The sequence below is a fragment of the Thioclava sp. JE_KL1 genome (genome assembly GCF_009296265.1).
Lineage (GTDB): Bacteria > Pseudomonadota > Alphaproteobacteria > Rhodobacterales > Rhodobacteraceae > Thioclava.
The window spans coordinates 25,747-52,356 of the sequence record NZ_WBJS01000008.1 but is presented as its reverse complement, the minus strand read 5'-3'; the positions used below and the strand labels follow the sequence as shown (position 1 = coordinate 52,356).

25 protein-coding genes and 1 tRNA gene are annotated in these 26,610 nt (G+C 63.3%); 17 read left to right on the top strand and 9 right to left on the bottom strand.

All coding sequences use genetic code 11. From position 1 onward, the window contains the following. Window positions 1-24 precede the first annotated feature (24 nt). From F8R15_RS16145 to choV, 4 genes are read left to right on the top strand one after another with little or no spacing between them, the layout of a single operon-like run. Window positions 25-969: a choline ABC transporter substrate-binding protein gene (locus F8R15_RS16145; protein WP_078522864.1), complete on the top strand. Its 945-nt coding sequence runs from the start codon at window positions 25-27 to the stop codon at window positions 967-969. A gap of 35 nt (window positions 970-1,004) precedes the next feature. Then, on the top strand, window positions 1,005-1,646 hold the full coding sequence (locus tag F8R15_RS16140) for a hypothetical protein (protein ID WP_152845279.1): 642 nt from the start codon (window positions 1,005-1,007) through the stop codon (window positions 1,644-1,646). Window positions 1,647-1,664: 18 nt separating this feature from the next. After that, the gene (gene choW / locus F8R15_RS16135; RefSeq protein WP_152845278.1) at window positions 1,665-2,501 is read left to right on the top strand and encodes a choline ABC transporter permease subunit; all 837 of its coding nucleotides are present in this window, start codon (window positions 1,665-1,667) and stop codon (window positions 2,499-2,501) included. Then, window positions 2,498-3,550 carry a choline ABC transporter ATP-binding protein gene (choV, locus tag F8R15_RS16130; RefSeq protein ID WP_152845277.1) on the top strand — a complete coding sequence of 351 codons (1,053 nt, stop codon included), beginning with the start codon at window positions 2,498-2,500 and terminating at the stop codon, window positions 3,548-3,550. Before choW ends, choV begins: the two co-directional genes overlap by 4 nt. A gap of 116 nt (window positions 3,551-3,666) precedes the next feature. On the opposite strand, the gene F8R15_RS16125 is transcribed toward choV, so the two are convergent. Both F8R15_RS16125 and F8R15_RS16120 read right to left on the bottom strand, forming a co-directional pair. After that, window positions 3,667-4,572 carry a DMT family transporter gene (locus F8R15_RS16125; protein WP_253732690.1) on the bottom strand — a complete coding sequence of 302 codons (906 nt, stop codon included), beginning with the start codon at window positions 4,570-4,572 and terminating at the stop codon, window positions 3,667-3,669. Between the two features lie 54 nt (window positions 4,573-4,626). Further along, window positions 4,627-5,238: a LysE/ArgO family amino acid transporter gene (locus F8R15_RS16120; protein WP_152845276.1), complete on the bottom strand. Its 612-nt coding sequence runs from the start codon at window positions 5,236-5,238 to the stop codon at window positions 4,627-4,629. Between the two features lie 95 nt (window positions 5,239-5,333). On the opposite strand from F8R15_RS16120, the gene F8R15_RS16115 reads away from it, so the two are divergent. Continuing rightward, window positions 5,334-6,188 (top strand): LysR family transcriptional regulator ArgP, encoded by an 855-nt coding sequence (locus F8R15_RS16115; RefSeq protein ID WP_152845275.1) that lies wholly within the window; start codon window positions 5,334-5,336, stop codon window positions 6,186-6,188. Window positions 6,189-6,297: 109 nt separating this feature from the next. Continuing rightward, window positions 6,298-6,633, top strand: coding sequence for a cupin domain-containing protein (locus tag F8R15_RS16110; protein ID WP_152845274.1), 336 nt, complete (start codon window positions 6,298-6,300; stop codon window positions 6,631-6,633). A gap of 10 nt (window positions 6,634-6,643) precedes the next feature. On the opposite strand, the gene F8R15_RS16105 is transcribed toward F8R15_RS16110, so the two are convergent. Then, window positions 6,644-7,417 carry a transglutaminase family protein gene (locus tag F8R15_RS16105; protein ID WP_078542696.1) on the bottom strand — a complete coding sequence of 258 codons (774 nt, stop codon included), beginning with the start codon at window positions 7,415-7,417 and terminating at the stop codon, window positions 6,644-6,646. 207 nt (window positions 7,418-7,624) lie between these two features. Here F8R15_RS16105 and F8R15_RS16100 point away from each other — a divergent pair, with 207 nt between their 5' ends. Further along, window positions 7,625-8,527, top strand: a complete 903-nt coding sequence (locus F8R15_RS16100) for a Stf0 family sulfotransferase (protein ID WP_152845273.1) — start codon at window positions 7,625-7,627, stop codon at window positions 8,525-8,527. A gap of 50 nt (window positions 8,528-8,577) precedes the next feature. Here the strand turns inward: F8R15_RS16100 and F8R15_RS16095 are convergent, their stop codons facing one another. Continuing rightward, window positions 8,578-9,009, bottom strand: a complete 432-nt coding sequence (locus F8R15_RS16095; RefSeq protein ID WP_078522873.1) for a peptidylprolyl isomerase — start codon at window positions 9,007-9,009, stop codon at window positions 8,578-8,580. 279 nt (window positions 9,010-9,288) lie between these two features. Here F8R15_RS16095 and F8R15_RS16090 point away from each other — a divergent pair, with 279 nt between their 5' ends. Further along, window positions 9,289-10,014 (top strand): GIY-YIG nuclease family protein, encoded by a 726-nt coding sequence (locus F8R15_RS16090; protein ID WP_152845272.1) that lies wholly within the window; start codon window positions 9,289-9,291, stop codon window positions 10,012-10,014. A gap of 47 nt (window positions 10,015-10,061) precedes the next feature. Here F8R15_RS16090 and F8R15_RS16085 read toward each other — a convergent pair whose 3' ends face one another. The 4 genes from F8R15_RS16085 to F8R15_RS16070 all read right to left on the bottom strand — a co-directional run bounded on the left by F8R15_RS16085 (window position 10,062) and on the right by F8R15_RS16070 (window position 14,047). Further along, window positions 10,062-10,802: a YebC/PmpR family DNA-binding transcriptional regulator gene (locus F8R15_RS16085; protein WP_078522874.1), complete on the bottom strand. Its 741-nt coding sequence runs from the start codon at window positions 10,800-10,802 to the stop codon at window positions 10,062-10,064. A gap of 109 nt (window positions 10,803-10,911) precedes the next feature. Then, complete coding sequence (locus F8R15_RS16080; protein WP_152845271.1) at window positions 10,912-11,307, bottom strand: hypothetical protein; 396 nt, start codon at window positions 11,305-11,307, stop codon at window positions 10,912-10,914. Between the two features lie 12 nt (window positions 11,308-11,319). Beyond that, window positions 11,320-13,098: an SLC13 family permease gene (locus tag F8R15_RS16075; protein ID WP_083078896.1), complete on the bottom strand. Its 1,779-nt coding sequence runs from the start codon at window positions 13,096-13,098 to the stop codon at window positions 11,320-11,322. Between the two features lie 133 nt (window positions 13,099-13,231). Continuing rightward, a complete protein-coding gene (locus F8R15_RS16070; protein ID WP_078542693.1) occupies window positions 13,232-14,047 on the bottom strand; it encodes a TIGR00282 family metallophosphoesterase in 816 nt (271 codons plus the stop codon). Window positions 14,048-14,205: 158 nt separating this feature from the next. Between F8R15_RS16070 and F8R15_RS16065 the strand changes: the two genes are divergently transcribed. From F8R15_RS16065 to F8R15_RS16045, 5 genes are all read left to right on the top strand, one after another. Beyond that, on the top strand, window positions 14,206-16,224 hold the full coding sequence (locus tag F8R15_RS16065; RefSeq protein WP_152845270.1) for an ASKHA domain-containing protein: 2,019 nt from the start codon (window positions 14,206-14,208) through the stop codon (window positions 16,222-16,224). 169 nt (window positions 16,225-16,393) lie between these two features. Next, entirely contained in the window at window positions 16,394-16,954 is a 561-nt protein-coding gene (locus F8R15_RS16060; RefSeq protein WP_152845269.1) for a fasciclin domain-containing protein, read from the top strand. A gap of 153 nt (window positions 16,955-17,107) precedes the next feature. Continuing rightward, window positions 17,108-17,181, top strand: a tRNA-Gly gene (locus F8R15_RS16055). A 631-nt stretch (window positions 17,182-17,812) separates the two neighbouring features. Beyond that, the gene (locus tag F8R15_RS16050; RefSeq protein WP_152845268.1) at window positions 17,813-18,262 is read left to right on the top strand and encodes a thiol-disulfide oxidoreductase DCC family protein; all 450 of its coding nucleotides are present in this window, start codon (window positions 17,813-17,815) and stop codon (window positions 18,260-18,262) included. Continuing rightward, window positions 18,259-19,875 (top strand): SDR family oxidoreductase, encoded by a 1,617-nt coding sequence (locus tag F8R15_RS16045; RefSeq protein ID WP_152845267.1) that lies wholly within the window; start codon window positions 18,259-18,261, stop codon window positions 19,873-19,875. The genes F8R15_RS16050 and F8R15_RS16045 overlap by 4 nt, the downstream gene beginning before the upstream one ends. Window positions 19,876-20,110: 235 nt before the next feature. Here the strand turns inward: F8R15_RS16045 and F8R15_RS16040 are convergent, their stop codons facing one another. Beyond that, a complete protein-coding gene (locus tag F8R15_RS16040) occupies window positions 20,111-21,355 on the bottom strand; it encodes a hypothetical protein (RefSeq protein ID WP_152845266.1) in 1,245 nt (414 codons plus the stop codon). A gap of 636 nt (window positions 21,356-21,991) precedes the next feature. Here F8R15_RS16040 and F8R15_RS16035 point away from each other — a divergent pair. Genes F8R15_RS16035 through F8R15_RS16020 form a run of 4 tightly spaced genes read left to right on the top strand, consistent with a single transcriptional unit; the run spans window position 21,992 to window position 25,930 of the window. Continuing rightward, on the top strand, window positions 21,992-22,888 hold the full coding sequence (locus tag F8R15_RS16035) for a cytochrome ubiquinol oxidase subunit II (RefSeq protein ID WP_152845265.1): 897 nt from the start codon (window positions 21,992-21,994) through the stop codon (window positions 22,886-22,888). Further along, window positions 22,885-25,005 (top strand): cbb3-type cytochrome c oxidase subunit I, encoded by a 2,121-nt coding sequence (locus F8R15_RS16030; protein ID WP_216644141.1) that lies wholly within the window; start codon window positions 22,885-22,887, stop codon window positions 25,003-25,005. Before F8R15_RS16035 ends, F8R15_RS16030 begins: the two co-directional genes overlap by 4 nt. Continuing rightward, on the top strand, window positions 25,002-25,622 hold the full coding sequence (locus tag F8R15_RS16025) for a cytochrome c oxidase subunit 3 (protein WP_152845264.1): 621 nt from the start codon (window positions 25,002-25,004) through the stop codon (window positions 25,620-25,622). The genes F8R15_RS16030 and F8R15_RS16025 overlap by 4 nt, the downstream gene beginning before the upstream one ends. Next, window positions 25,619-25,930 (top strand): cytochrome o ubiquinol/quinol oxidase subunit IV, encoded by a 312-nt coding sequence (locus F8R15_RS16020; protein WP_152845263.1) that lies wholly within the window; start codon window positions 25,619-25,621, stop codon window positions 25,928-25,930. The genes F8R15_RS16025 and F8R15_RS16020 overlap by 4 nt, the downstream gene beginning before the upstream one ends. Window positions 25,931-26,610: the final 680 nt, after the last annotated feature.

Here is a 26,610-nt window from a genome sequence, read left to right as displayed (position 1 = left end):
AACGCTGCACAGGGAGAAAAAAGCATGAAACTTCGTTCCACGCTCCTCGCAATGGGGGCTGCGCTCTCGCTCGGACTGGCAGGCACCGCGCCCGCACAGGCCGCCGATTGCTCGAAAGTGACCTTCTCCGATGTCGGCTGGACCGACATCACCTCGACCACCGCGGTCGCGACCACGATCCTCGAAGCGCTCGGCTACGAGACCGACACCAAGGTCCTCTCGGTTCCGGTGACCTACGAGGCGCTCTCGAAGGGCGATGTCGATGTGTTCCTCGGCAACTGGATGCCCTCGATGGCCGCCAACGTGGATCCCTACACCAAGGACGGCACGGTCGAGACGCTCGGCACCAACCTGACCGGCGCGAAATACACGCTCGCCACCAACGCCGCCGGCGCCAAAGCCGGCATCAAGGACTTCTCCGACATCGCCAAGCATGCCGACGAGCTGGACAACCAGATCTACGGCATCGAGCCGGGCAATGACGGCAACGCGCTGATCCTCGACATGATCGACAAGGACGCGTTCGGCCTGAAAGACTTCGACCTGAAGGAAAGCTCCGAGCAGGGCATGCTCGCGCAGGTCGCGCGCGCCGACAAGGCCGACAAGCCGATCATCTTCCTCGCGTGGGAGCCCCACCCGATGAACTCCAACTTCGACATCACCTACCTGTCGGGCGGCGATGACTTCTTCGGCCCCGATTACGGCGGTGCAACGGTCATGACCAATGTCCGCGCGGGCTATGTCGACGAATGCCCGAACCCGGGCAAGTTCGTCTCCAACCTGAAGTTCACCCTCGGGATGGAAAACGAGATCATGGGCAAGATCCTCGACGACGGCGATGATCCCAAGGACGCTGCGAAGGCTTGGCTCAAAGCCAATCCCGATGCTTGGAAAGCCTGGCTCGACGGTGTGACCACGAAGGATGGCGGCGACGCGCAGGCAGCGGTCGAGAAAGCGCTGAACTCGTGAGCCTTCGGGCGAAATATTCGCGCGGGCGACAGGGCATGACCCTGCGCCCCCGCTTGCCCTCGGTCCGCGCCCTCACCGGCGCGGCCCTTCTCTTCGCAGGGATGATCGCGGCCCCCCTCACCCCGGCGCAGGCCGCGGATTGCCCGGACGCCGAAGCCCTGCACGCGGCGGGCGTCACGCTTACCCGCAACACCCCGAAAATGGCGCAGGCCTATCGCTACGAGAACGGCACGCTGACCTCCTACCGGGTCGACGATCCCGAGCTTGGCCGGCCGCCCAAGCGCGAGCGCTACGACCATCCGCTGGCGGTGAGCCTGCAGGAAATGGACGGGCGCAGCTTCGCGCTCATCTATGACGACGACCCCACGCGGCTCGACCAATTGCCGCAACTGGGCAACTGGCGCACCCCGGTGAGCCTGAAAGTCGACGGCGAGACCAAGGATCGCGGCACCATCTCCTACGCCTATCGCGGCACCGGCTCGGTGCAGATCGGCGCGTGCCGCTACGATGTCTGGCAGGTCGTCGAACGGATCGCGATGGGCAAGCTGCGCACCGCCTTCCTCAAGGAATTTTCCCCCAAGGCCGGGCTGGTCCTGCGCGTGACCAAGCTCGACCCCGAAACCGGCAAGGCGCAATCGCAAGTCGCCTTCGACCGCATCGAAACGCGCCAGAAATAACAAACCGCAAGGACAGCTATGAACTGGTTGACCGATATCAAAATCCCCGTGGGCAAGACGGCCAAGATCGTGATCGACTGGCTGCAGGACCACGCCGCACCGCTCTTCGACGCGCTCTCCGTCGCGTTGAAAGCGCTGATCGACGCAACGCTCTGGGTGCTGCAAGGCCCCCCGCCCCTTCTCGTGATCCTTGCCTTCGCGGTGATCGCCTACCTGCTGCAGCGCAGCTGGAAGATTTCGCTGCTGGTGATCGTGGGCTTCCTCTTCATCCTCAACCAGGACTACTGGGAGGAGACGACCGAGAGCCTCACCCTCGTGATCGCCGCCTGCGTGGTCTGCATGGGCATCGGCGTGCCGATCGGCATCGCCGCCGCCCACCGCCCGCGCCTCTATTCGGTGCTGCAGCCGGTGCTCGACCTGATGCAGACGCTGCCGGCCTTCGTCTACCTGATCCCGGCCATCGTCTTCTTCGGCATCGGCATGGTGCCCGGCCTGATCGCGACCGTGATCTTCGTGCTGCCCGCGCCGATCCGCCTGACCCATCTCGGCGTCTCCTCGACGCCCGACACGCTGACCGAGGCCGCCCAATCCTTCGGCGCGACCAAGAGCCAGCTTCTGTGGAAGGTCGAACTGCCCTACGCCACACCGCAGATCATGGCCGGTCTGAACCAGACCATCATGCTCTCGCTCTCGATGGTCGTGGTGGCCGCGCTGGTCGGCGCGGACGGCCTCGGCGTGCCGGTCGTGCGCGCGCTCAACACCGTGAACACGGCGCTCGGCTTCGAGTCCGGCTTCGTGATCGTCGTCGTCGCCATCATCCTTGACCGCATGCTGCGCCGCGGAGGTTCGAAATGACCCAGACCAAAGCCAAAACCGCCGTCAAATTCGACAATGTCTCCATCGTCTTCGGCGACCGCCCGCAAGAGGCCCTGCCTTTGATGGACGAAGGGCTCTCGCGCCCCGAGATTCAGGAGCGCACTGATCAGGTGCTGGGCGTGCATGACTGCTCGGTCGAGGTGCCCGAGGGCGAGATCCTCGTGCTGATGGGCCTCTCGGGCTCGGGCAAATCGACGCTGCTGCGCGCGGTCAACGGGCTCAACCCGGTCGTGCGCGGTCAGGTCGAGGTGCATGACGGCGAACGCCTCGTCGATGTCACCCATGCCGATCCCGCGACCTTGCGCAAAATGCGCCTGAACAAGATCGCGATGGTCTTCCAGCAATTCGGCCTGCTGCCCTGGCGCACCGTGCGCGAGAATGTGGGGCTCGGCCTCGAACTCGCCGGCATGAGCAAGGCGCAACGCCGCAAGAAGGTCGACACCCAGCTCGAACTGGTGGGGCTGTCGGACTGGGCCGACCGTCAGGTGGCAGAGCTTTCGGGCGGCATGCAGCAGCGCGTGGGCCTCGCCCGGGCGTTTGCCACCGACGCACCGATCCTTCTGATGGACGAGCCCTTCTCCGCGCTCGACCCGCTGATCCGCACCAAACTGCAGGACGAGCTGCTGGAACTGCAGACCAAGCTCAAGCGCACGATCATCTTCGTCAGCCACGACCTCGACGAGGCGTTCAAGATCGGCAACCGGATCGCGCTGATGGAAGGCGGGCGGATCGTGCAATGCGGCACCGCGCGCGACATCATCGCCAAGCCCGCGAACGGCTATGTGGCCGATTTCGTGGCCCATATGAACCCGCTCGGCGTGCTGACCGCAGAAGACATCGCCGATCCCGTCGGCACACCCACCGGCGACGCCACCGGCGAGCCGATGCCCGCCGACGCGCCCGTGCGCGACGTGATGGAGCGGCTCCGCCACGAGCCCGCCGTGCCGCTCACCGATGGCCGCGTCGTAACCCGCGAGGGCGTCATCACGCGGCTCATCGACCCCCAGCGCAGCGCCGAGGCCAGCTGAGGGACGCTTCGCGGAGGATATTTGGAGCAGTTGGAAGACGGGCCACAGCGCCCTTTCCAACTGCCTCAAATATCCCCGCCGGAGGCATCCGACATTTGCAGGAAAGCGCCGCGCTGTCAGATCTTGGTGGCCGGCGGAGGCGGCGTCACCCGGCGTTTGAGCTGCGCCTCGCGGAAGGTCATGTAGCTCACCGCGCCGATGATGATCGCACCGCCCAGGATCACGTAAGGGTCCGGGCGCTCGCCGAAAATCGACCAGCCCGCAATCGCCGCCCAGACCAGTTGCAGGAAGATCACCGGCTGCGTCACCGTCACAGGCGCCGCGGCGAAGGCCCGCGTCATACAGTAATGCCCGCCCGTTGCGAAGACCGCCACCGCACCCAGCCAGAGCGTCTCGGACAGCGTTATCGGCTCCCATTTCCAGATCGCTACCGGGGCAAGCGCGACGGTCACCACCAGCGTCATCATTGCGACCACCGTGCCTGCGGGGACGTAATCGGTCAGCCGCTTCGCGGCGAGATAGGCGCCGCCGAAGAACAGCGCCGCGCCGAGCTGGGCGAGATGGCCGGGCTCGATCGCGCGCATCCCCGGACGCAGGATGATCAGCGCCCCGATCAGCGCGACGACCACCGCCGTCACGCGCCGCCAAGCCAGCCCCTCGCCTAAAAGAAGCGCGCCGCCCACCGTCACCACAATTGGGTTGAGGTAGTTGATCGCGGTGACGTCGGCGATCGGGATATTGCTCATCGCGAAGAACCACAGCCCCACCGCCACCGCATGCAGCGCCCCGCGCAGCCCGAATAGCGCCCAGACCTGAGGCGGGAAGTTCTGGCGCAGGATGCGGGTTAGCGCGGGGGCGAAGAAGATCAGCCCCCACATGAAGCGCACGAAGGCCGATTGCGCGGCAGGCACCTGATCGCCCAGCCAGTGGACGATGATGTTCACCATCACGAAACAGGCCGTGGTGGCGAGCATCCACAGGATGCCGATCAGCGGTTTGTTGGGTTTGTCTTGCGCGGTCATGACCCCTCTTGGACGCTGGTTCGGCACCGCGCGCAAGGGGCGGTTTTGTGTCGGTTATAATCCGCCCGCCGCGAGCTTCCAGGCGATCGAGCCCATCAGCACCGCGATCAGCGCATCGAGCACGCGCCATGCGCTCTCCTTGGCAAAGAGCGGCGCCAGAAGTCGCGCGCCATAGGCCAGTGCGAAGAAGAACACGAAGGAGGCCACGATCGCGCCCGAGGCGAAGCTGACCCGCGCGCCCGCGAACTGCGCCGAGACCGCGCCCAAGAGCACCACCGTATCAAGCCAGACATGCGGGTTCGCCCAAGTGAAAGCGGCCACCGTCACGAGCACGGCGCGCAGGGACGGTGCGCTGCCTGCGCTCGGGTCGAGATGCTCGCCGCCCCGGATCGCCGCCAAAGCGGAGCGGAGCGCATACCAGCTGAGAAAAGCGACACCGCCCCAGCGCAGCGTCTCCGGCAGCCATGGCAGCGCCGTGGAAGCGGCAGCGAAGCCCGACACGCCAAGCGCGATCAGCACCGCATCGGAGAGCGCGCAGAACAGCGCCACCGCGAAGACATGCTCGCGCCGCAGCCCCTGACGCAGCACGAAGGCGTTTTGCGCGCCGATCGCCACGATCAGCCCGAGCCCCAGTTTCAGCCCCGCCCAGAATGCCACCAATTCCATCCGCCTCACCCCCAGTCTGCTCAGAGACGCTTCTCAGTGCCGGGGCGTGCGTATAAGTTCAACTTAATTAAACTAACTCTGTATAAGTAAAACTTATGTTCGACTATGCCGCGCTGGATGCGCTCGCCACCGTGATCGAGACCGGAAGCTTCGAGGCCGCCAGCGCGCGGCTCGGGGTGTCGCAATCGGCCGTCTCGCAACGGGTCCGTCAATTGGAGGAACGCATGGGGGCGGTTCTGGTGATCCGCGCCACGCCCTGCCGCGCGACCGAGGACGGGGCGCGGCTGATCGCCCATCTGCGGGAAGTGGCGCTTCTGGAAACCGAGATTGCGCCTTCCGAAACCCCGCCGGTTCTGCGCATCGCGGTGAATGCGGACAGCCTCGCGACTTGGGTGCTGCCCGCACTGGCCGAGGTCGTGGGCGTGCGGTTCGATCTGGTGATCGACGATCAGGACCATTCGGCGGGGCTGCTGCGCCGCGGTGAGGTCGCGGGCGCGATCACCGCCGATGAGGGGCCGATTGCGGGCTGCGACAGCGTGAGCCTCGGGCGGCTGCGCTATATCGCGACGGCGAGCCCGGACTTCGTCGCGCGCTATTTCCCGAACCGGATCGACCGGCACTCCTTGCGCGCGGCCCCTGCCCTGCAGTTCAACGCCAAGGATCGGCTGCAGGACCGCTGGGCCTCGATGATCGCGGGCATGCCGATGGGGCTGCGGGCGCATCGTATCGGCTCGACCGAAGGCTTCGTGGAGGCCTGTCTGCGCGGCATGGGCTGGGGGCTGAACCCCGAGGCGCTGGTGCGCGCGCATCTGGAAAGCGGCGCGCTGGAACGGCTGGGCCCGGCGCCGATCGACGTGCCGCTCTACTGGCAGAGCGCGCGGAGGTTGAAAGCCCCGCTCGCGCCGCTGACCAAAGCGCTGCGGCAGGCGGCGAAAGCGGTGTTGTTGTAAGGGGCCGGGAAGGGGCTGATCCGGCAGTCTGAGCGCACGCGTTGCCCGCGGCCTGCGCGGCGCACATAGTGACGCATGTCCCGTAGGCCCGTCAGGAGGAGAGACGCCCATGGAGCTACCCGATTTCATTAAGGCCTTCCCCGCCCTCGATCTGCCGTTTCCCGAAGATCAGGTGCGCAGCCACGCGATCCGCACGGAGGCGGGGCTGGTGGTGTTCCTGCACTTCCTCACCGATTTCGACCTGCCGCCCCATGCGCATAAGGCTCAGTGGGGCACGGTGATCGAAGGCGAGGCGGAACTGACCATCGCAGGCGAGACCAGGGTCTATCGCCCCGGTGACAGCTACGACATCCCCGCCGGCGCAGAACATTCGGCGCGGCTCAAGGCGGGGACGAAGGTGATCGACGCCTTCGAGGAGGCCGATCGCTATCCGCTGAAGCCCTGAGGAAAGGCGCTCAGACCCGGATCACCGAGACGCTCTGGTTGATCAGCATCGCGGGGGCCTGCGATTCCATGAAGGCCACGTCATAGGCATCGCGCCCCACCGCGACCAGCGCCATGTTCTCGGCCCCGCACATGCCGGTCGCATCGACCATATGCCATGCGCCATCGAGCCAGACCTCGGCCACGGCGTGGAAATCCTGCGGCCACACATCCGGCCCGTAGGAGGACGCCATGCGCGCCGGGATCTGCGCCGCGCGCACCATAGCACAGAACAGATGCGCGTAGTCGCGGCACACCCCTGCCCGGCCCGCGAAGGTCTCGAGCACATTGGTGTCGCTGTCCGACGCGCCGGGCACGTATGAAAGGTTCTTCTCGATCCAGTCTCGGATCGCGGCCACTTTCGCCCCGCCCTGCAGATCGCCGAAACGCTTGCTCACGAAGGAGACGAATTTGTCCGACTGCACATAGCGCGAGGGCCGGATATAGGGCGCGGCCTCGGCGGGCAGCTCGTGGAGCTGTGCCGCCCGCATCTGGGTGAGGTCGATCGCCGGACGCGTGATGTCGATCAGCGCCTGATAATGCAGCGTCATCTGCGTGCCGACCTGCGCCCAGATCCGCTCGCCCACGCCGCAATCGCCCGCGATCCGGCCCACGCTCGCATCGCCGAGGTTCATCGACGCGTTGACGATCTCCTGCCCCGGAGCCTGCGCCGCTTCGAGCACCAGCGCGACCGTATTCGGCTGCGGGAACTGGTATTGCATCTGCACGTCGACGGAAATGCGCATGGCGGCTCCTTCTCTCGGGATTCAGGTGGTGTCACTGGGATGGAGCGCGCCGCGTAACAGAGACACGTCGGTGGGGAAAGGGGGGCGCCGAGGGTTTGGTTCCCTATCGCGCGCCGGAAAGCCGAACCCGCTGGACCGGGCTGGTCGTGCGCCTCGAGACCGTCCATGATACAGGTGCGAAAACGCCCCGGGACTGAAAGGTGAGTAATGGCTCCCAATGATAACTACAGACCGGCTTGCCTGCTCGTCTTTTCCACCCAGAGGACCGGCAGCTCGCTGCTTTGCGACTATCTGCAACGCGCGGGTTTGGGAAAAGCGGGCGAATTTTTCCTGCTTTTGATGCGCAGCAAACCCCGCAATGAGATCACGCCTGCGGATTTCTTCGCCGCGGCTGAAATGGGGCGTGGCGAAAACGGGACCTCGGCGATCAACGTGATGTCGAACCAGCTTGCTCCGATCGCGGAAGCCTTTTTCGGCAAACCGGCCTATGAGGCTCTGGAGCCGGTGGCGGCTCACGCACAGTTCATCGACGCCTATGCAAAAATCTTCGGATCGAGCGCCTATCTGCGCATCTCTCGCAGCGACCGCGTAGCGCAGGCGGTCTCGCGTCTCGTGCATCGAAAGAGCGGCGTCGCCCATGTGAAAGCCGGAGAGGCGCAACGCACGCCGAACCACAAATCCGGCAGCGGCGATCCGGTCGACGAGATCACCGGGGCGGACCTTGCCCACGAAATCTTTCGGATCGATCAGGGCGAAGCCCATCTCGATGCGGTTCTTGCGCAACTCGACCAGGCCGTTTGCGACGTCACCTATGAAGACCTGACCGAAGACCCGGAGCGGCAGTTTCAGGCCATCTGGCATTTTTTCGGTTGGGGTGATTTCGACATACCCCTGCGCACGGACCACACGAAGGTGACCAAGACCGCGGATCTCACCGTTCTGCGGACGAAACTTGCCGCCTATCTGGGGGCCGATCCGGAGAGCAGCGATGCGGACCTGCTCGCGCTGTGCCGGGCCCGCAATGCGCAGGAAGGTCACGGCACCCGCAGCGCGAAACGAACTGGCGGCCTGAGCAGGCTCCTGCGACGCGGCGCACGCTCGCGCGCATGAAAAAAGGCGCCACGAGGGCGCCTTCTCAAGCTCTGGAAGCAAACGCAGACTTACGCGTCGATCTTGACGAGTTCCACGTCGAAGGTCAGCGCCTTGCCGGCGAGCGGGTGGTTCGCGTCGAGGACGAGTTCTTTCTCGTTCGCCTCGGCGACGGTCACGTTCACGGTCTGACCGTCCTGGGTCTGAACCTGAAGCTGGGTGCCCGGCTCGGTCGGGATGTCGTCGGGGATGTTCGCGCGGTCGACCGACTGCATGCGCTCGGGGTGATGCTCGCCATAGGCCTCTGCGGGCTCGACGCGCACGGTGCGCTTTTCGCCCTCTTCCATGCCGGTCACGCCCTTGTCGAGGCCGGGGATGATCTGGCCCGAACCGAGCGTGAAGGACAGCGGGTCGCGGCCTTCCGAGCTATCGAAGACGGAGCCGTCGTCCAGCTTGCCGGTGTAATGAAGATGCAGGGTGTCGCCAGCCTTTGCCTGGGTCATGGTGATATCCTTTCGCGGGGAGATGAATTTGCCGAGGCCACGGGGTTACGCGGGTGCTCGGAGCGTCACGCGACAAACTGGGGGTTCTGACCCGGAATGTAAACCGGGGGGCCGGAATTCGGGTGGTTTGAGGCCGTTTGAGACGCAAAAAGCGCCCCGGAGGCCCAAACGACGCGAAGTTACATGCTTTCACTGTTGGCCATCTCTTAAGCACGATAAGCTCGCCATGCTTACCCTAATAAAGATTTCGGCAGAAACATTGATTTGGAATTAGAGAGCATGAATAAACCAGTCCACATCAACCGGAATGAAGTTCTCCGGCAGATGCGCCCACTCCAGAAGATTGCTGGCGAACTTTTCATTCGCGACGCTCGCGAGGGAAATCTGCCGCTAACCGTTAGCGAAGCAAAACAACGGTATCGCTCCGAGCTTGGTGAGGGCTTCAATTTTGACACCGGAGAGGATTGGGCGGACGACATCCGAGACGCGTCGATATTTTGCCTTATCAAATACGGTTTCCACAAAGCGAAAGCGGTAAAGTTATCTAGCAACTTCGAAGATCTCTCCGAGTGGTCCTCCGAGGTAAATCTGATCGAGTTCGGAGCAAGGCTGGAATACGAATTCGAAAGCAACCTCCGTCAGTGTCAAATCTTTGAAGAGATGGTCGCGACCTGCAGCGTTCATGGGACTGGAGGAGAAGCAGTTTACACTTATTCGGATAGCCTCCTGGACAGTCTTGGCCACCCCTGCACGAAAATTGGCAGACACTTGAGCAGTAGCATCGGCTCCGTGGCTGCCCGAGTGGTCGCACAGTATGGGACAGGAAGCCCGGGCAAACCTGTGCTCCGGGACATCTTCAGGACAGACGACGCTGTCAAACTTGAGACGGACCTTCATCGCGCGTTTCGTGGACAGAAAATCTCGGGATCATTTGGCACCGAGTGGTTCGAAGTTGAGCACTCCGCTGTCCTGACACGCTATAGCACCATTGTGGGCACCGAATAGAAAAGCGCCCCGAAGGACGCTTTTGACGATTTTCGGTGCATATCGCCTTACAGCTGCGCTGCGACCTCTTCGGGCACGTCGAAATTGGCGGTGACGGATTGCACGTCGTCATCGTCTTCGAGCGTGTCGATCAGCTTCATCAGCTTCTGCGCGGTTTCCAGATCGACCTCGGTGCGGTTCTGGGGCTTCCAGATCAGCTTGGCTTCCTCGGCCTCGCCCAGTTCCTTCTCGAGCGCGTCGGAGACATCCGAGAGGTCTTCCATCGTGCAATAGATCCAATGGCCTTCGTCGTCGCTCTCGACGTCTTCAGCGCCAGCCTCGATCGCGGCCATCAGCACGGTCTCGGCATCGCCCACGGAGGCGGGATAGATGATCTCGCCCATCCGGTCGAACATGAAGGACACCGAGCCGGTGGTGCCCAGATTGCCGCCGTTCTTTGTGAAGGTGGAGCGCACGTTCGACGCGGTGCGGTTGAGGTTGTCGGTCATCGCCTCGACGATCACCGCGATGCCCTCGGGGCCGTAGCCCTCGTAGCGGATCTCGGTATAGTCATCGCCGTCTCCCGCCTGCGATTTCTTGATCGCGCGGTCGATCACGTCTTTCGGCATCGACTGGGACTTGGCCGCTTTCACGGCGAGGCGCAGGCGCGGGTTCTTCTCGGGATCGGGGTCGCCCATCTTGGCGGCGACCGTGATCTCCTTCGAGAGCTTGGAAAACATCTTCGAGCGCGCCGCATCCTGCTTGCCCTTGCGGTGCTGGATGTTGGCCCATTTTGAGTGGCCTGCCATGGGTATCTCCGTTCGGAATAGTCGCGAAATCGACCCCGTATAGTGCGCAACGGGGGGATGATTCAAGATAGATGGGTTGCGGGCGGTGCCGGGCGCCCGCCATTGCCGATCAATGCGGCAGCTTGAGGACCCCGTCGGGCTGGCTGCGCGAGGGGATCGGCTCGGGCGTCTTGAAGCTCCAGCGGCGGCCTTGCGCGTCCTTCAGCGTGACCTCGGCATAGGGCTGGAAAATGTTGCCGACCGCGACGCCGCCGAGATAGCTCGGCTCGAACCGGGTCACCTGATAGCGCATCGGATGCGGGCACCCGGCCAGATCGCCGGTATACTGGCCCGAGATATTCGCGCGGCAGACCGTGCCGTCGATGAAGGAGACACGCATCACGGTGCCCTGAAAGGTCACCCGGTCGGGCCAGGAGGGTGCGCGGGTGCCCTGCCCCGGCACACAGGCGGCGAGCGCGAGCGGTGCGAGAAGCGACAGGGCGGCGAGACGGGCGGCAAAGCGCATGGGGGAACCTCCTCAGAAGGGCCAGATCAGCGGGATCAGCAGGCAGGCGGTCAACCCGGTCACGATATCCATCGGGATGCCGACGCGCAGGAAATCGGTGAACTTATAGCCACCGGGGCCATAGATCATCATGTGAGTCTGATACCCGATCGGGGTCGCGAAGGCCACCGAGGCCGAGAACATCACCGCCACCGCGAAGGGCCGCGGATCGAGTCCGAGGGCAGCAGCCAGCGAGATCGCGATCGGGGTGTAGATCACCGCCACCGCGTTGTTCGACAGCAATTCGGTCATGACGAGACCGAGGAAATAGACCACGATCAGCGCGAGCTGCGGCGGCAGCATCTTCAGGAAGGGCGCCACGCCCGAGACGATCAACTGGACCGCGCCGGAATGCTCCAGCCCCGCGCCGACCACGAGCATCGCGAAGATCAGCGCAAGCAGGCGGCCCTCGATGAAGGTAAAGGCCTCGTCGGTATCGATACAGCGGGTCACGAGGATGCCCGCCACCGCCACCATCGCAAGCGCGAGGATCGGGGCCACGCCAAGGGCTGCGAAGATCACCACCGCGCCGAGCGCGCCCATGGCAAGCGGCAGATGCGAGCGGCGATAGGCGCGCGCCTGCGGTTTGGACACGTCCACGAGATCCATGTCAGAGGCTAGACGCGCGATATCCTCGGGCGCGCCTTCGAGCAGCAGCGTATCGCCCACCACCACGATCAGATCGTCGAGCTGGCGGCCGATATTCTGGTTCCGGCGATGCGCGGCCAGCGTATAGACGCCGTAGCGACGGCGCAGACGCATGTCGCCCAGACGCTGCCCGATCATCCGGCAGCCGGGCGAGATCAGCACTTCCACCGTCTCGGTCTGCACCGAGGACAGCTTGTCGACCATGCGCAGGTCGCGGTTCTTCTGCATCCCCAGAAGCTCTTCCATCTCGGAGCGCAGCACGACCCGGTCGCCGGCCATCAGCTCTACCGATGCCAAATCCCGGCGCAGCGACGCATCGCCGCGCAAGACGTCGATCACCCGCACGCCCTCGCGCTTGAACGTGTCGGTCTCGAGCACCGACTCGCCGATCAGCCCGCTTTCCTCCGGGATCGCGACCTCGGTGAAATATTTCATCTTCGGACGGTCGCCGAGCATGAAGGAGAGCGATTGCCGCTCGGGGATAAGTTTCGGCGCGAAGATCGCAAGGAACGTCCCGCCGACCAGACAGATCGCGAAGCCCAGAGGCGCGATCTCGAAAATGGTGAAGGGCTCCATCCCCCGCCCCCGGACGACGCCATCGACGAGAATGTTGGTCGAGGTGCCGATCAGGGTGATCATGCCGCCCATCACGGTGACGTAGCTCAGCGGCATCAGCAGCCGCGACGGCGAGAGGTTCAGCTTGCGCGCGACCTGAATGAAGACCGGGATCATCACTGCGACGACCGGCGTGTTGTTCATCACGGCGCTTGCGAACATCGTGACCCCGAACATCAGCAGCACGGTCAGCTTCGGGTTCTGGTCGATCCGCGATTCCGCATAGCGCGTCATCGCGTCGAGCGCGCCGGTCCGCACCAGCGCGCCGACGATCAGGAACATGAAGGCGATGGTCCAGGGCGCCGGGTTCGACAGAATCGCGGCGGCGTTCTCGTAAGGCACGAATCCGAAGATCAGCATCAGGGCCGCGCCCGCCATGGCGGTGACCTCCGGCGGCCATGTCTCGCGGACGAACATGACGAACATCCACCCCACGACGAGAAGGGCCGCGATGGCGGTCTCGGTGCCGGTGAAGGGCAGTTGGATCATGTCAGGCTCTCGCGTAAGCGCATCGGGCCGATACTATCGACACGTGTTGCACGAGCAAGCGCGCTCTGCCCGCGGCAGAGGAAATTTCCACGTAACGGCATGAGGTTCGGGCAACTCGGGACGCGAACGACGCTCAGATTGGCACCGATTGTGCGAGCCTGCCGCCGGTGCGCACCGCTTCGCAGCGGGTGGCGCGCCCGGTCTTGTCGTCGGTCTCGACATAAAAGCCGCAGAGCGTCACCGGACCGCGGGCGGGCGAGAAGCGTTCCTTCGACATGCCGGTCACGAAACGGCGCATCGGTTCGGCCTTCGCCATGCCGATGACGGAATCGTAATCGCCGCACATCCCCGCATCGGAGAGGTAAGCCGTCCCCTTCTCGAGAATCTGCGCATCGCCGGTGGGCACGTGGGTGTGGGTACCCACGACGACGCTCGCACGCCCGTCGCACCAATGGCCCATCGCCATCTTCTCCGACGTCGCCTCGCAATGGACATCCACCAGGGCTGCCTGCACCGCCCCGCCCAGCGGGTAGCGTTTGAGTTCGGCCTCGATGGCCGAGAAGGGATCGTCGAAGGCGCGTTTCATGAACACGTTGCCCAGAACCTGCGCCACCAGCACCTTGCGCCCGCGCCGGTCCTGAAACACCCGCGCGCCCTTGCCCGGCGCTTCCTTGGCATAGTTCACGGGACGGATGATGCGCGGCTCGCTCTCGATGAAGCGCAGCATGTCCTTCTGATCGAAGGCGTGATCGCCCAGCGTCACCACATCCGCGCCCGCATCCAGCAGAAGCTTCGCGTGATCGCCGGTCAGCCCCATGCCGCCCGAGGCGTTCTCGCCATTGACCACGACGAAATCGAGGCGCCACTCCTCGCGAAGTTTCGGCAGGGTTTCGGTGATCGCGGCGCGGCCCGCGCGGCCCATCACATCGCCAAGAAAGAGTATCTTCATGGCTCGATTAGATAGAACGCGGCGCTGGGGAGAGCAATGGGCGGCGCGCATCGGCTGCATGATGATGATGACGATTTCTCATGCAGGCGCGTCGGTTGCGGGCTTTGCTCTGCCCGGCTTGGGCCCTAGAACGGGGGCAAGGAAAACGGGAGCGCGATATGGCCGACGACGTGCAGGTGATCTTTACCCCCTCTGGAAAGCGCGGGCGCGTGGCGCGTGGCACAAGGGTGCTCGCAGCGGCGCGCAAGCTGGGGGTCGACCTCGATTCCGTCTGCGGCGGGCGCGGCGTGTGCTCGAAATGCCAATGCACGCCCTCCTTCGGGGATTTCCCGAAACTCGGCCTGCATGTGGACCCGGACGCGGTCAGCCCGCTCAATGCGGTCGAGGAACGCTATGACCGGATTCGCGGGTTGAAACCGGGGCGGCGTCTGGGCTGCCAGACCGAGATCCTCGACGACGTCGTGATCGATGTCCCGCCCGAAAGTCAGGTCCACAAACAGGTCGTGCGCAAGGCGGCCTCAGAGCGCGTGATGGAGATGGATCCGGCGACGCGGCCTGTCTATGTCGAAGTCGCCGAACCGGATATGCACCGCCCCGAGGGCGACCTGCAGCGGCTTTCGCAGGCACTGGAAAAGCAGTGGCAGATCAAGGGTGTGCGCGCCGATCTTGATGTGCTTCGGATGCTGCAGCCCGCGCTGCGCAAGGCCGAGTGGAAGGTCACGGTCGCGATCCACGATGCGGGCGACGGGCCGCGCGTGACCGGCATCTTCCCCGGCGTGCGCGAGGTGCCGCTCTACGGGCTCGCGATCGACCTTGGCTCGACCACGATCGCGGGGCATCTGGTCGCGCTCGATGACGGGCGGGTGCTGGCGAGCGCGGGCGTGATGAACCCGCAGATCCGCTTCGGCGAAGACCTGATGAGCCGGGTCTCCTACGTGATGATGAATCCCGGCGGCGATCAGGAAATGACCAATGCCGTGCGCGATGCGATGGGCGATCTGGCGCGCCAACTGGCGGAAGAGGCGAAAGTCGAGACGGGTGAGATCGTCGAGGCGGTCGTGGTCTGCAACCCGGTCATGCACCACCTGCTGCTGGGCATCGATCCGGTGGAGTTGGGTCAGGCGCCCTTCGCGCTGGCGACCTCGGAGAGCCTTGAATTCGCCGCGCGCGAGATCGGCATCGAGGCCAGCGCTGGGGCGCGCGCCTATATCCTGCCGCTGATCGCGGGCCATGTCGGCGCGGATGCGGCGGCGGTGGCGCTGTCGGAGGCTCCGCAGAAGCGCGACGACCTGTCGCTGATCGTCGATGTCGGCACCAACGCCGAGATACTTCTTGGGAACAAACAACGGGTTCTGGCCTGTTCTTCACCCACCGGCCCCGCCTTCGAGGGCGCGCAGATTTCCAGTGGCCAGCGTGCAGCCCCCGGGGCCATCGAGCGCATCGAGATCGACCCCGAGACCAAGGAGCCGCGCTTCAAGATCATCGGCAACGATCACTGGTCGACCGATCCCGAATTTGGCACGCCGCGGATCACCGGCATCTGTGGCTCGGGCATCATCGAGGCCGTGGCCGAGATGCGGATGGCCGGGATCGTGGACACGTCGGGGCTGATCGGCTCGGCCGAGCAGGTCGGTACGCCGCGCTGCGAGCCGAACGGGCGCACCCATGAATACGTGATCTATGACGGCGGCGAGGAAGGCCCGCGCATCACTGTCACCCAAGGCGACATCCGTGCGATCCAACTGGCGAAATCCGCGCTCTATGCGGGCGCGCGCCTCTTGATGGACGAGATGGGCGTGGACACGGTCGACCGCGTGGTGCTGGCCGGTGCGTTCGGCGCGCATATCTCGCCCAAGCACGCGATGGTGCTGGGTATGATCCCGGATGCGCCGCTGGGTCACGTCACCTCGGCGGGCAACGCAGCAGGCACCGGGGCGCATATGGCGCTGTGCTCGGTGAAGGCGCGGCGCGAGATCGAGGCGCAGGTGCATCAGATCACCAAGGTCGAGACCGCGATCGAGCCGCGCTTCCAGGAGCATTTCGTCGCCGCGAACGCGCTGCCCCACGCCACGGCCCCCTTCCCCGAGCTGCGCAAGATCGCGCCGCTTCCGGAGGTCAGCTTCAACACCGGTGGGTCGGGCGAAGATGGCGGGCGCAGGCGTCGCCGGCGCGGCTGAGGCGGGCCTTCGGGCCTCTCCTCGGGGCGCTGCGAGACCACCGATTTCAGGCCGGATCAGACTGCACACGGTTTCGTGATGAGACATAAGTGATCGGCGCGCCCCCAGCGCGCCGTAACCCTTGTGCTTTGGCGGGGACAACCGTCGTTTAACAGGGAGGAAAATCCTTATGTCTATGAAATTCCGTGCATTCGCCGCATCGCTCACCGCAGCTGCAACGCTGGGCCTCGCCCTGCCCGCGCTGGCAAACCCGATGGTCGGTGGCGCGAAAATGTATGAGAGCAAGCCGATCGCGGCGAACGCTTCGGCCGCTCCGAACCTCACCACGCTGGTCGCCGCGGTGAAAGCGGCGGGCCTCGTCGACACGCTGGCAGGCCCCGGCCCGTTCACCGTCTTCGCGCCGACCAACGCGGCCTTCGACAAGCTGCCCGCGGGCACCGTCGACACGCTGGTGAAGCCGGAAAACAAGGAGATGCTGACGCATATCCTGACCTGCCACGTCGCCAAGGGCGTGATCACCGCCGAGAACATCATGGCGACCGTTCAGAAGGGCAACGGCATGGCCACGATCAAGACGCTCGGCGGCTGTGATCTGACCGCGATGGTCAAGGACGGCATGGTGATGCTGAAGGACCCGAAAGGCGATGTCGCGACGGTTCAGACCGCCGATGTGAAGCAGCAGAACGGCATGGTCCACGTGATCGACACCGTGCTTCAGCCGAAGATGTAAATCGACCCCGCGCCTCGTCTCCCTTTTTTCGCGCGGCGCCTGGCGTCCGGTGAGGTCCTTCTCGCCGGGCGCTTTTTTGTGAGCGCACCCGAGGACGCGCGCGATCCCTCTTGACCGTGGCTTTCGGCTGGAATACCTCTGCGCTCGCACCATGCGGGTATGATGTAATGGTAGCCTGTCAGCTTCCCAAGCTGAACGCGCGGGTTCGATTCCCGCTACCCGCTCCAAGCTCCCATGACGGCAAGGCATTGTTTTAAAAGAAACAATCCAACCTCATAGCGGAGAAAAGCTTTTGGCTGATTTGCTGACGGAGAAGCCAAAGCGGGACATAAATCGACGGAAACTCCCGGAGAGTCCCGAAGAAACTCCCGAAGCAGATGGAACCGATCATTGGTGCAGTTCTCTTTTACAGTCCGATACTTGAGACGTAACGCTCCGTAACGCCCGCCACAGACTGCATGCCTATCAATCTCCGCGACTACCGGCGACGATTTGACGATCTCTGGAAGGGAAAGCTCCAGCATGCCTAGATCAAGAAGCCCTGATTGATTGTTTTACGCACAAGCATGAGACTTCTTGGAAGGATCACAGAAAATGACCGGTTTCACCGCACACATGGGTTGATCCAACTTTTCGAACCGGCATTTCAATCGGAAAGGAACTGGCGATGGTCTCAAGACGGAACACTCACTTTCAATCGCACGCGCGAACAGGCGTTCCCCTCGTTGAGAACCAAAACGAGTGCTTTCTGATTGCCTAACGCTGGTGAGCACGTAGCGAAAGAGCGCCGAATGTGGAGTTGGCGTCTCAAGCGGGTGTCTTGTGCGAGCTTTGGTGTTGTAGGATAGTCGGTGTAACATGCTCAAACCATTCTCCTTTCGAGATGATCCGGAGGTTCCACGATTCGCCGACGGGGCGCCGCTGGCGGTGATGGATGCCGACTGCGCAATCTGCAGCTGGGGGGCTCGCATGATCCACCGCCTCGACCGAAGTGGGACGGTGCGCATCTGTCCGATCCAGACGCCGCTTGGAGCCGCCTTGCTGAAGCACTATGGGCTTGAGCCGACCGATCCTTCCAGCTGGTTGTTCATCGACAAGGGCATTGCGCATCAGGATTTCGAAGCGGTGGTCTACGCCGCGCGACGGTTCGGAGGGTGGGGACGTTTGGCCACGGTTTTGCTGATCCTGCCGAGACCGATGCGGGACTGGCTCTACCAGCGTCTCGCGCGCAATAGATACGCGATTTTTGGACGGGCGGACATGTGCGCGATCCCAGACCCTTCGTTTCAAAGGCGTTTGCTCCGTTGAAGATTTTGGTGCTGGGAGGTTGCGGCGTTTTCGGCGCAAGGCTCGTGAAGCTCTTGATTGTCGACGGGCATGAAGTCTGCATCGCCGGACGGAACCTCGAAGAAGCCCGATCCTGTGCAAAGGAACTGGGTTGCCGGGCGATCAGAATGGATCGGGCGGGCAATCTCGACGCCTTAGTGGGGCACGAAGTCGTCGTTGATGCCGCGGGGCCTTTCCACGCCTACGGGGACGATCCTTATCGCCTCGCGCGCGCCGCAATCGCGGCGGGTATCCACTACCTCGATCTGTCAGACAACGCGGATTTCTGCGAGGGCATATCGGCCTTCGACGCCGAGGCGCGGGATGCCGGTGTCTGCGTGCTCTCGGGCCTCTCTTCTGTTCCGGCCCTGTCCTCCGCCGCCGTGCGCGCCCTCTCCGGCGAAGACGTGCCAGCGGTGATCGACACCGCAATCCTGCCCGGAAACCGCGCGCCCCGGGGGCTCTCGGTCATGCAGTCGATCCTGTGCCAAGCGGGACGCCCGATGCTGGTCTGGAACGGTAACCGCTGGGATAGAACTTTCGGATGGTCGAAGCCAGCGCGATACACCCTTCCAGGTGGATTGGTCCGGCAGGGTTGGCAGATCGAGGTTCCGGACCAGCGCCTCTTTCCGACACATTTCGGTGCAGAGACGGTCCTCTTCCGGGCAGGGTTGGAGCTGGCCCCCATGCGTTACGGCCTTGCGCTTTTCGCCGGCGTGCGGCGGGTCGTGCCATTTCCGGTGACCCGCCCGGTTGTCCGCGTGTTCAAGGTTCTGGCGGATCTCCTGGCCCCCTTCGGCAGCGGCCGCGGCGGGATGTCCGTCGCGGTCACCACGCGCCACGAACGCCGAAACTGGAGCCTTCTGGCTGAGGATGGCGACGGTCCTTTTATTCCGGCGGTAGCCGCTCGTGCCTTGCTGCGCCGCGCCAATCTGCCGGTCGGCGCTGGCCCGGCGATCGAGGTGATCACGTTGGAGGAGGCCGAGGCCGCGATGGCGGACCTGCGTGTGGTCACCGAGCGTAGCGTCGCGCCAATCTCGCCCGCCTTCCCGCGGGTGTTGGGGGAGGCTTTCCACGCGCTGCCAGATGCGATCAAGGAAACCCACCTGACGCGCGGCACCTCACGATGGGTTGGACGATTTGAGGTCGAGCGGGGGATCGGTGCCTGGTCCCGTTTGCTCTGTGCGATTTTCCGATTTCCTCCCGGGTCTCCGGGCATCGAAGTGGCGGTGACCAAGGCCGTCACCTCACGCGGAGAGACCTGGCTTCGCCGCTTCGGCAGGAACACGTTCCGCTCTAACCTCTCCGCAGGCCCCGAAGGCATGCGCGAGAGTTTCGGCCCGTTCACCTTCGCGATCGGCCTGAAGGTTCAGGAGGGCGAGCTTCACTACCCGGTCACGTCCGGACGTATGGGACCAATACCCCTGCCGCACTGGATGCTGCCGGCGTCCGTCGCGCGAGAGTTTGTTGCTGACGGCAGGTTCCATTTCGACGTCGCGATACTGGCACCGATGACGAAAGGGTTGTTGGTTCGATACCGGGGGTTCCTGTCCGCCGAGCGACCCGACGATCCGAAACGCCCAGAGTCTCACTGATGGTGACGACGACAGGTCTTGCTCCTGGCCCGTCGATGTCCGCTTTCGGGCGGGCACCTCCAGAAAAATAGGGAAGCGGCCAGATCCTTCCATAAGTCAGGGTGAGCAAGTGTCATCCAGAGTGTGATGCTGGATTTTCACCATCCGAAGCCAACGCTCCAACGATTCCGGACGTGCAAGCGGAGGTCAATCCAACGTGTGATTGCGAGCTTCATTCTAGCAGAACCATCCCCATTCACCGAGCCGGATCCAAGGCCCTCCACTGCAAAATATGCTCCGCCCGCATGCGTGCGAGTTGTGCCTCGATGGGCCTGTATCTATTGAACTCGTCTTTGCGCGAAGCCCATAGCCGAGCCGCACGGGTGAGTGTCTCGATGATTTCCGATCGCGCTACTTGGTAACTCTCGACCTCACCAGTTTCCCACCGCCTCCAGAGATCTCCTCGCACCGCTTCCTTGACCCAGCCGCGGCCTTCAATCTCACCCATTAGCACTCGGTATATCTCCCCGAGCGCGCCAGGTTCGCTCATCAGCGGGTAGGACGTGCACCATGGCGCAAGGGGCTGATAGATTACCGCCTGGACATAAGAGACGGGGACGTTGAAACCACCTTGATGCAAACCGCCCCAGTGAATATGAGGCACGTAAATTGAGCGCCAGCGGCGCCGCTCTTCCTCGAGCCAGACCTCCGCATTATGGCTGGGCGGTTCGACGGGCTCATGCGCAGCTTGACGCCAGGCGGCATTCGTGCGCGCGATGCGTCGCGCATCATTCATCTTCTCCTCTCGGAAGTCAGCCTGTGCTTCAGCCGCCTTGCGATGGAAAAGCCACGCGCGCGGCGCCGATTTCAGCACATGATCCGTGAGCTCCTCCCGCGTCAGCGAACGCCTGATCTTTGAGAGATCAATCTCGAGCGCGGACTCGCCGCGCTCGACGAAACGCTGGAGCTTTTCCGCACCAACCGCATGGGTCACGCGGATCTCCACGAGCAGTCGGTTTTCCAGGGGGGCCGTCGGCGAATGGCTTATCTTAGTGCAGATGAGATCAGGCTGAATATTTCCTTCCCGGACTTCTAGGTCGACCCGATCGAACAGAACCCGCCGCGCTGGGGACACCTCCTTTTTCCAATCCCTCGCGCTCACATTGCAAGCAACCTGAAGCGGCGGAAGGTGAAGCGCACCCCCTTCGCTGATTATCTCCTTGGCCATCCTGTGAAGCGCAGTCTCCCCAGCGCTCGAGCAATCGGCGCCTGTGCGATGGCGAAAATGATGAACTCGAATTCGACCACGCACCGGTGTGAGCGCACCGCCACAATCGAGGCAGATCAATTTCCCATGTGTCTCGCCCAACTTGGAGATATGGATAAGTCCTTCGTCATCTTCCTGCGCGAAGAGTGTTCTCGCGGAGCCGGTGCCGAAGACAAAACCCGATCCCGGCCAGTTAAAGCCTGGTTCGTCGCGCGGATGATTTACGTCGACCATGATGTCGCAGGGCCTCCAAGCAGATGGCGCCGAGGGGTGCCGCCAGACTTTTTGATAGACCAAGAAAAGTATGCGCGCATATAAATCGGGCCCAACTATGCACCTCCCTTAGGTTCTTTCGCGTCACGCGCGCGCAAGTCGCTTCCTGAAGATTTATTTCCAGCAAAGAAATCCGGATCGGTCCTGGCGCGTAGCCACCGACATAAGTGACGCGCGGGGCTCAAGCGGAGCGGAGATCGCGCTGCTGAGGTATTTCCCTCGTGCTCATACGAGTTGTCCAGAAACTCTGCCACAATTTTCCAGCTACGTCGCGCAGGCAAGGCATTCCACTCGCGCTTTTCTCTAATGCAGCCCGGCGTTGCCCCTTGCCGACCAGCCTTTTAAAGCATCGCGGCCTTGAAGGCCTGGCGCCCCAGCGGTTCGAAGGGACACTCCTTCAGCGGGTCAGTGTGACATAATCTCTGTGCTCAAAGCATGAAGAACGGGCGACAACATAAGACTGCGGCCAACTAAAACGGCGCATAACGTGGAACGCCGTGCGCAGTTCCTTGAAAATAAAGTGTTGGCCAGCCACGCTTGTCTGGCAACTCCGCCGGTCTACCGTTTTGGCACAGCCCCTGTGCAAGCGAGTTCGCCATGCCCCCTACCGTCCCAAAGCGCAGAGCCTGGTTACGTGTCGGCGCACTTGCTGCAGTCTGGGCCGCCGCGGGAAAGGCGCAGGCCGAAAGCTTCCTCGACCCTGCAGGCCCGGTCGCCGCTGCACAGGTTACGCATCTGCGCATCATTCTGATTATTATGGCCATCGTGGTGATCCCGGTTTTCGCGGCGACCCCGTGGCTGATCAGGCGCTATCGCTACGGGCGTCCGAAGGGCGACTATCGCCCCGACTGGTCTTTCTCGACCCTGTTCGAGTGGCTCGCGTGGGGCGTGCCGGTGATCGTCGTGCTGATCCTCGCAGTCTATCTGTGGGGGCGCACCCATTCCCTCGATCCATACAACCCGGTGCCCGGTGCGGCTGGCAAGCCGCTCGTCGTGGATGTCGTGGGCTATGACTGGAAATGGCTGTTCATCTATCCCGAAGAGGGCGTGGCCAGCGTCGGCGAGCTCGCCTTTCCCGCCTCGCGTCCGCTGGAACTGCACCTGACCTCCGACACGGTGATGCAGAGTTTTCTGATCCCGCGGCTGGGCAGCCAGATTTACGCGATGAAGGGGATGCGCACCAAGCTGAACCTTGCCGCAGATAGCCCCGGCACCTTCGAGGGGCGCAACACGCAATATAACGGCGAGGGGTTCTACACCCAGACCTTCAAGGCACGCGCCATGAGTGACGCGGCCTTCTCGCACTGGGTTTCGAAGGCGAAGGCGAGCGGCCTTCCCTTCGACGGCAAGGCGCGCGACGCGGTTGAGGCAAAAAGCAACAAGGTCGAACTCGCGCGCAAGCTCGACCAGCCCACGGGGCAGCCGATCCTGTTCTCGACCGCGCCCAGCGCGATGTTCGACGAGATCGCCGGCCTGAAGGAGACGGCACAATGAATACGTGGAGCGATGTCTGGGGCTTTCCCTTCGGTCGGCTGACATGGGACGCGCTGCCGGTCATGGATATCTTCAAAGCCGACGGGCGGACCGAATTGCTGTCCGGAATTACCGGGACGGCGGCGGCCGGCATGGCCGTGCTGGGCTTCGTCCTCGTGGTGATCCTGATCACGGTGAAAGGCTGGTGGCGCCCGCTCTGGAGCGAGTGGCTCACGTCGGTCGATCACAAGAAGATCGGCATCATGTATATCGTGTTCTCCTTCGTGATGCTGGCGCGCGCCTTGGCAGAGGCCTTCGTGATGCGCAGCCAACAGGTTGTGGGCCATGATGGTGGCGGGATCGTGATGCCCGAGCATTTCGCGCAGCTCTTCACCACCCATGGCACCATCATGATCTTCTTCATGGCGATGCCCTTCCTGACGGGGATGATCAACTTCGCGATGCCGCTGCAGATCGGCGCGCGCGACGTGGCCTTCCCGGTGCTGAACTCGGTCTCCCTGATGCTGACCATCGCGGGCGGGGTCATCCTGATGGTCTCGCTGGTGCTCGAGCCGTTCTCGACCGGCGGATGGACAGGGTATCCGCCCTATACGGAGCTGTCCTACAATCCCGGCGCGGGGCCTGACTACTGGATCTGGGCGGTGACGCTGTCGTCGGTCGGGTCGACCTTCACGGGGCTGAACTTCGCGGTGACGATCTACAAGAAGCGCTGCCCCGGCATGACGCTGATGCGGATGCCGCTGTTCACCTGGACGTCGCTCTGCACCTCGATCCTGATGATCTTCGCGATGCCGCCGCTAACCATCGCGACCGCGCTCCTCGCGCTCGACCGCTACATGGGCTTTCACTTCTTCACGAACGGCGGCGGCGGCAACATGATGAACTATGCCAACCTGTTCTGGCTGTTCGGCCACCCGGAGGTCTATATCCTTATCCTTCCCGCCTTCGGGATCTGGTCCGAAGTGTTCGCGACCTTCTCGGGCAAGACGCTTTACGGCTACACCGCGCTGGTGATCGCGACGATGGCGATCGCGGTCCTTAGCTTTACCGTCTGGGTCCACCACTTCTTCACGATGGGCCAGAGCGCCAATCTGAACGCCGCCTTCGGCATCGCGACGATGCTGATCGGGGTGCCGACGGGGGTGAAGATCTACGACTGGATGCTGACGATGTATCGCGGGAGGGTGCGGATTTCGGTGCCGATGCTCTACGCCATCGCCTTCCTGTTTCTGTTCACGATCGGCGGGCTGTCGGGCATCCTGCTGGCGAACCCGACGATCGATTACCAGACCCACAACACGCTGTTCCTCGTCGCGCATTTCCATAACATGCTGATCCCCGGCCTGCTCTACGGGATGATCGCGGGCTATACGATGTGGTTTCCCAAGGCTTTCGGGTTCCGGCTCGACGAGAGATGGGGCTACCGCGCCGCGTGGTGCTGGATCATCGGCTTCATGGGCGCGTTCTTCCCGCTCTACGTGCTGGGGCTGATGGGGATGCCGCGCCGGATGTCGGGCTATTTCACCGGCGAGTGGCTGCCATGGACGATCATCGCATTGGGAGGCGCGGCGGTGATCCTTGCCGGCTTCCTGTCGTTGATCGTGCAGCTCTGGGTCTCGGTGCGCGACCGCAAGCGGCTCGCGGTGCCGGTGGGCGATCCGTGGGACGGGCGCTCGCTCGAATGGGGCCTCCCTGCCCCCGCGCCGGAATGGAACTTCCCCGCCCTGCCCCGCGTCGAGGGCCGCGACGCCTTCGCGACGCTGAAAGCCTCGGGCCGTGACCTCGGCCCGCCCGAGGACGGGTTCGAGGATATCTGGCTGCCGAAGAACGCGGCGTTCGGCCCGGTGATCGGTGCGCTCGGAACGGCGCTGGCCTTCACCCTGACATGGCATATGTGGTGGGCGGTTCTGCCGCTCGCGGCGCTGGTGCCGCTGGTGATCATCGCGCAGGGCTTCCGCCGCAATACCGAGAAGCGCATCCCCGCCGAAGAGGTCCGCAAGGAATGGCGCGCCTTCCGCGAGCTGGCCGCCCGCACGCCGCGTGTGCCGCGCAGCTCGGAATACACCCGCGACAACCGCGGCCACGCCATCCCGATGGCACAGGAGGCCGCACGATGAACCAGAAAACCCGCCATCCCGGGCTCAATCTGGGGCCGAAACACCAAAGCGCCGATGACCAAGCCGAAACCGAAGTTTTCGGCTTCTGGGTCTTCATGATGTCCGACGCGATCCTGTTCGGGCTGTTGATGGCGACCTATGTCGTGATGCGGCCCAATACGAACGGCGGCCCCGGCCCGCAGGAGTTGTTCGAGCTGAAGTCGATCTTCATCGAGACGATGCTGCTGCTGACGTCGTCGGTCGCCATCGGATTTTCGCATCTCGCACTCAAACACGAGCCGCGCCCGGTGAAGATGGTGCTGTGGCTGCTGGTCGCGATGGCACTTGCGCTGGGTTTCGTGGGCTTCGAGGTCCACGACTTCCTGAAGATGTTTTCCGAAGGCGGGACACCTCAGCGCAGCGGCTTCCTGTCGGCCTTTTTCGCGCTGGTGCCGCTGCACGGGCTGCACGTCACCTTCTCCTGCCTCTGGGCGGTCGCGATCCTCGGGCAGATGCTCGTTTACGGTCTCGACGACCGGGTGAAGCTGTCGATGGTGCGTCTCGCCGTGCTCTGGCACTTCCTCGACATCGTCTGGATCGGCATTTTCTCCATCGTCTATATCGGGGGGCTGGCATGAGCGCAGCAGACGAGAAACGCCGCGAGGCCCGCAGCTACCTGATCGGCTATGCGCTGGCACTGGCGCTGACCCTGCCGATCTTCGCACTGGTGGCGTGGGACTTGCTGCCGAAAGTGGCGATCTGGTGGGCGACGGGGGTGGCCGCGATCGTTCAGATCGTGGTCCATTTCCGCTTCTTCCTGCATATCCGCCTGAAGGGTCAGAAGCAGGAGGACCTGCATCTGATCCTGTTCACCACGCTGATCCTGCTGCTGATGGGCGGCGGGACGCTGTGGCTGCTTTGGAACCTGCACGCGCGAATGATGTGAGCCGAAGATCCCCTGAAGCCGCCGGCTCGAAGCCCGTCCCGCTAAAAATTCAAGTTGGGCGCGCTATCGACAGCTCCTCCCGCTGCCATGCAGAAGACTGTGTCAATCTTGCAGGGGAGGTCCTTGCAGGACGCGGTTGCAATGAAGGAAAGGAGTTTTCTGCCTTTCGGGAGAGCTCAGGCCCGTCCGAACTCCGTGCAGTCGCGGTCGCTTGCGGCTATTGACCATGAAAAGTTATTTCGCAAACCCGCAATGATCCTCCCAGACAGGGCCCCCGCGTAACACGGACCACCGTCTTAGGTAGGTTATCGAACAAGCCTGTTACACGCACCTTGAAAGATTTCAATGACTTATCCGACGCGTAACGCGGTAACGCCCGTAACGCCGGAAGTAAATATATAGGTGGAGTCTTCTCTGGATCGAAGTGGATGGAGGAACCACTCACTCTCTCTATGTATATTCATCTCATAGAGTGTTACATACATACATAGATAGAGATTTCTGTTTTATTTCAATTGCTTGCGCGCGTAACGCGTCCTGTAACACGCGTAACAGCTGTCACAGCATTGAAATCGTTTACTTTTTTCGGAACCGCCGGTGCCCGATTGGCCCATTTCGGGCTCTCAGGCTGCATTTTGGTCAAGATGGCGAGGGCGGATAACACTAAAAAACCTTCAAGA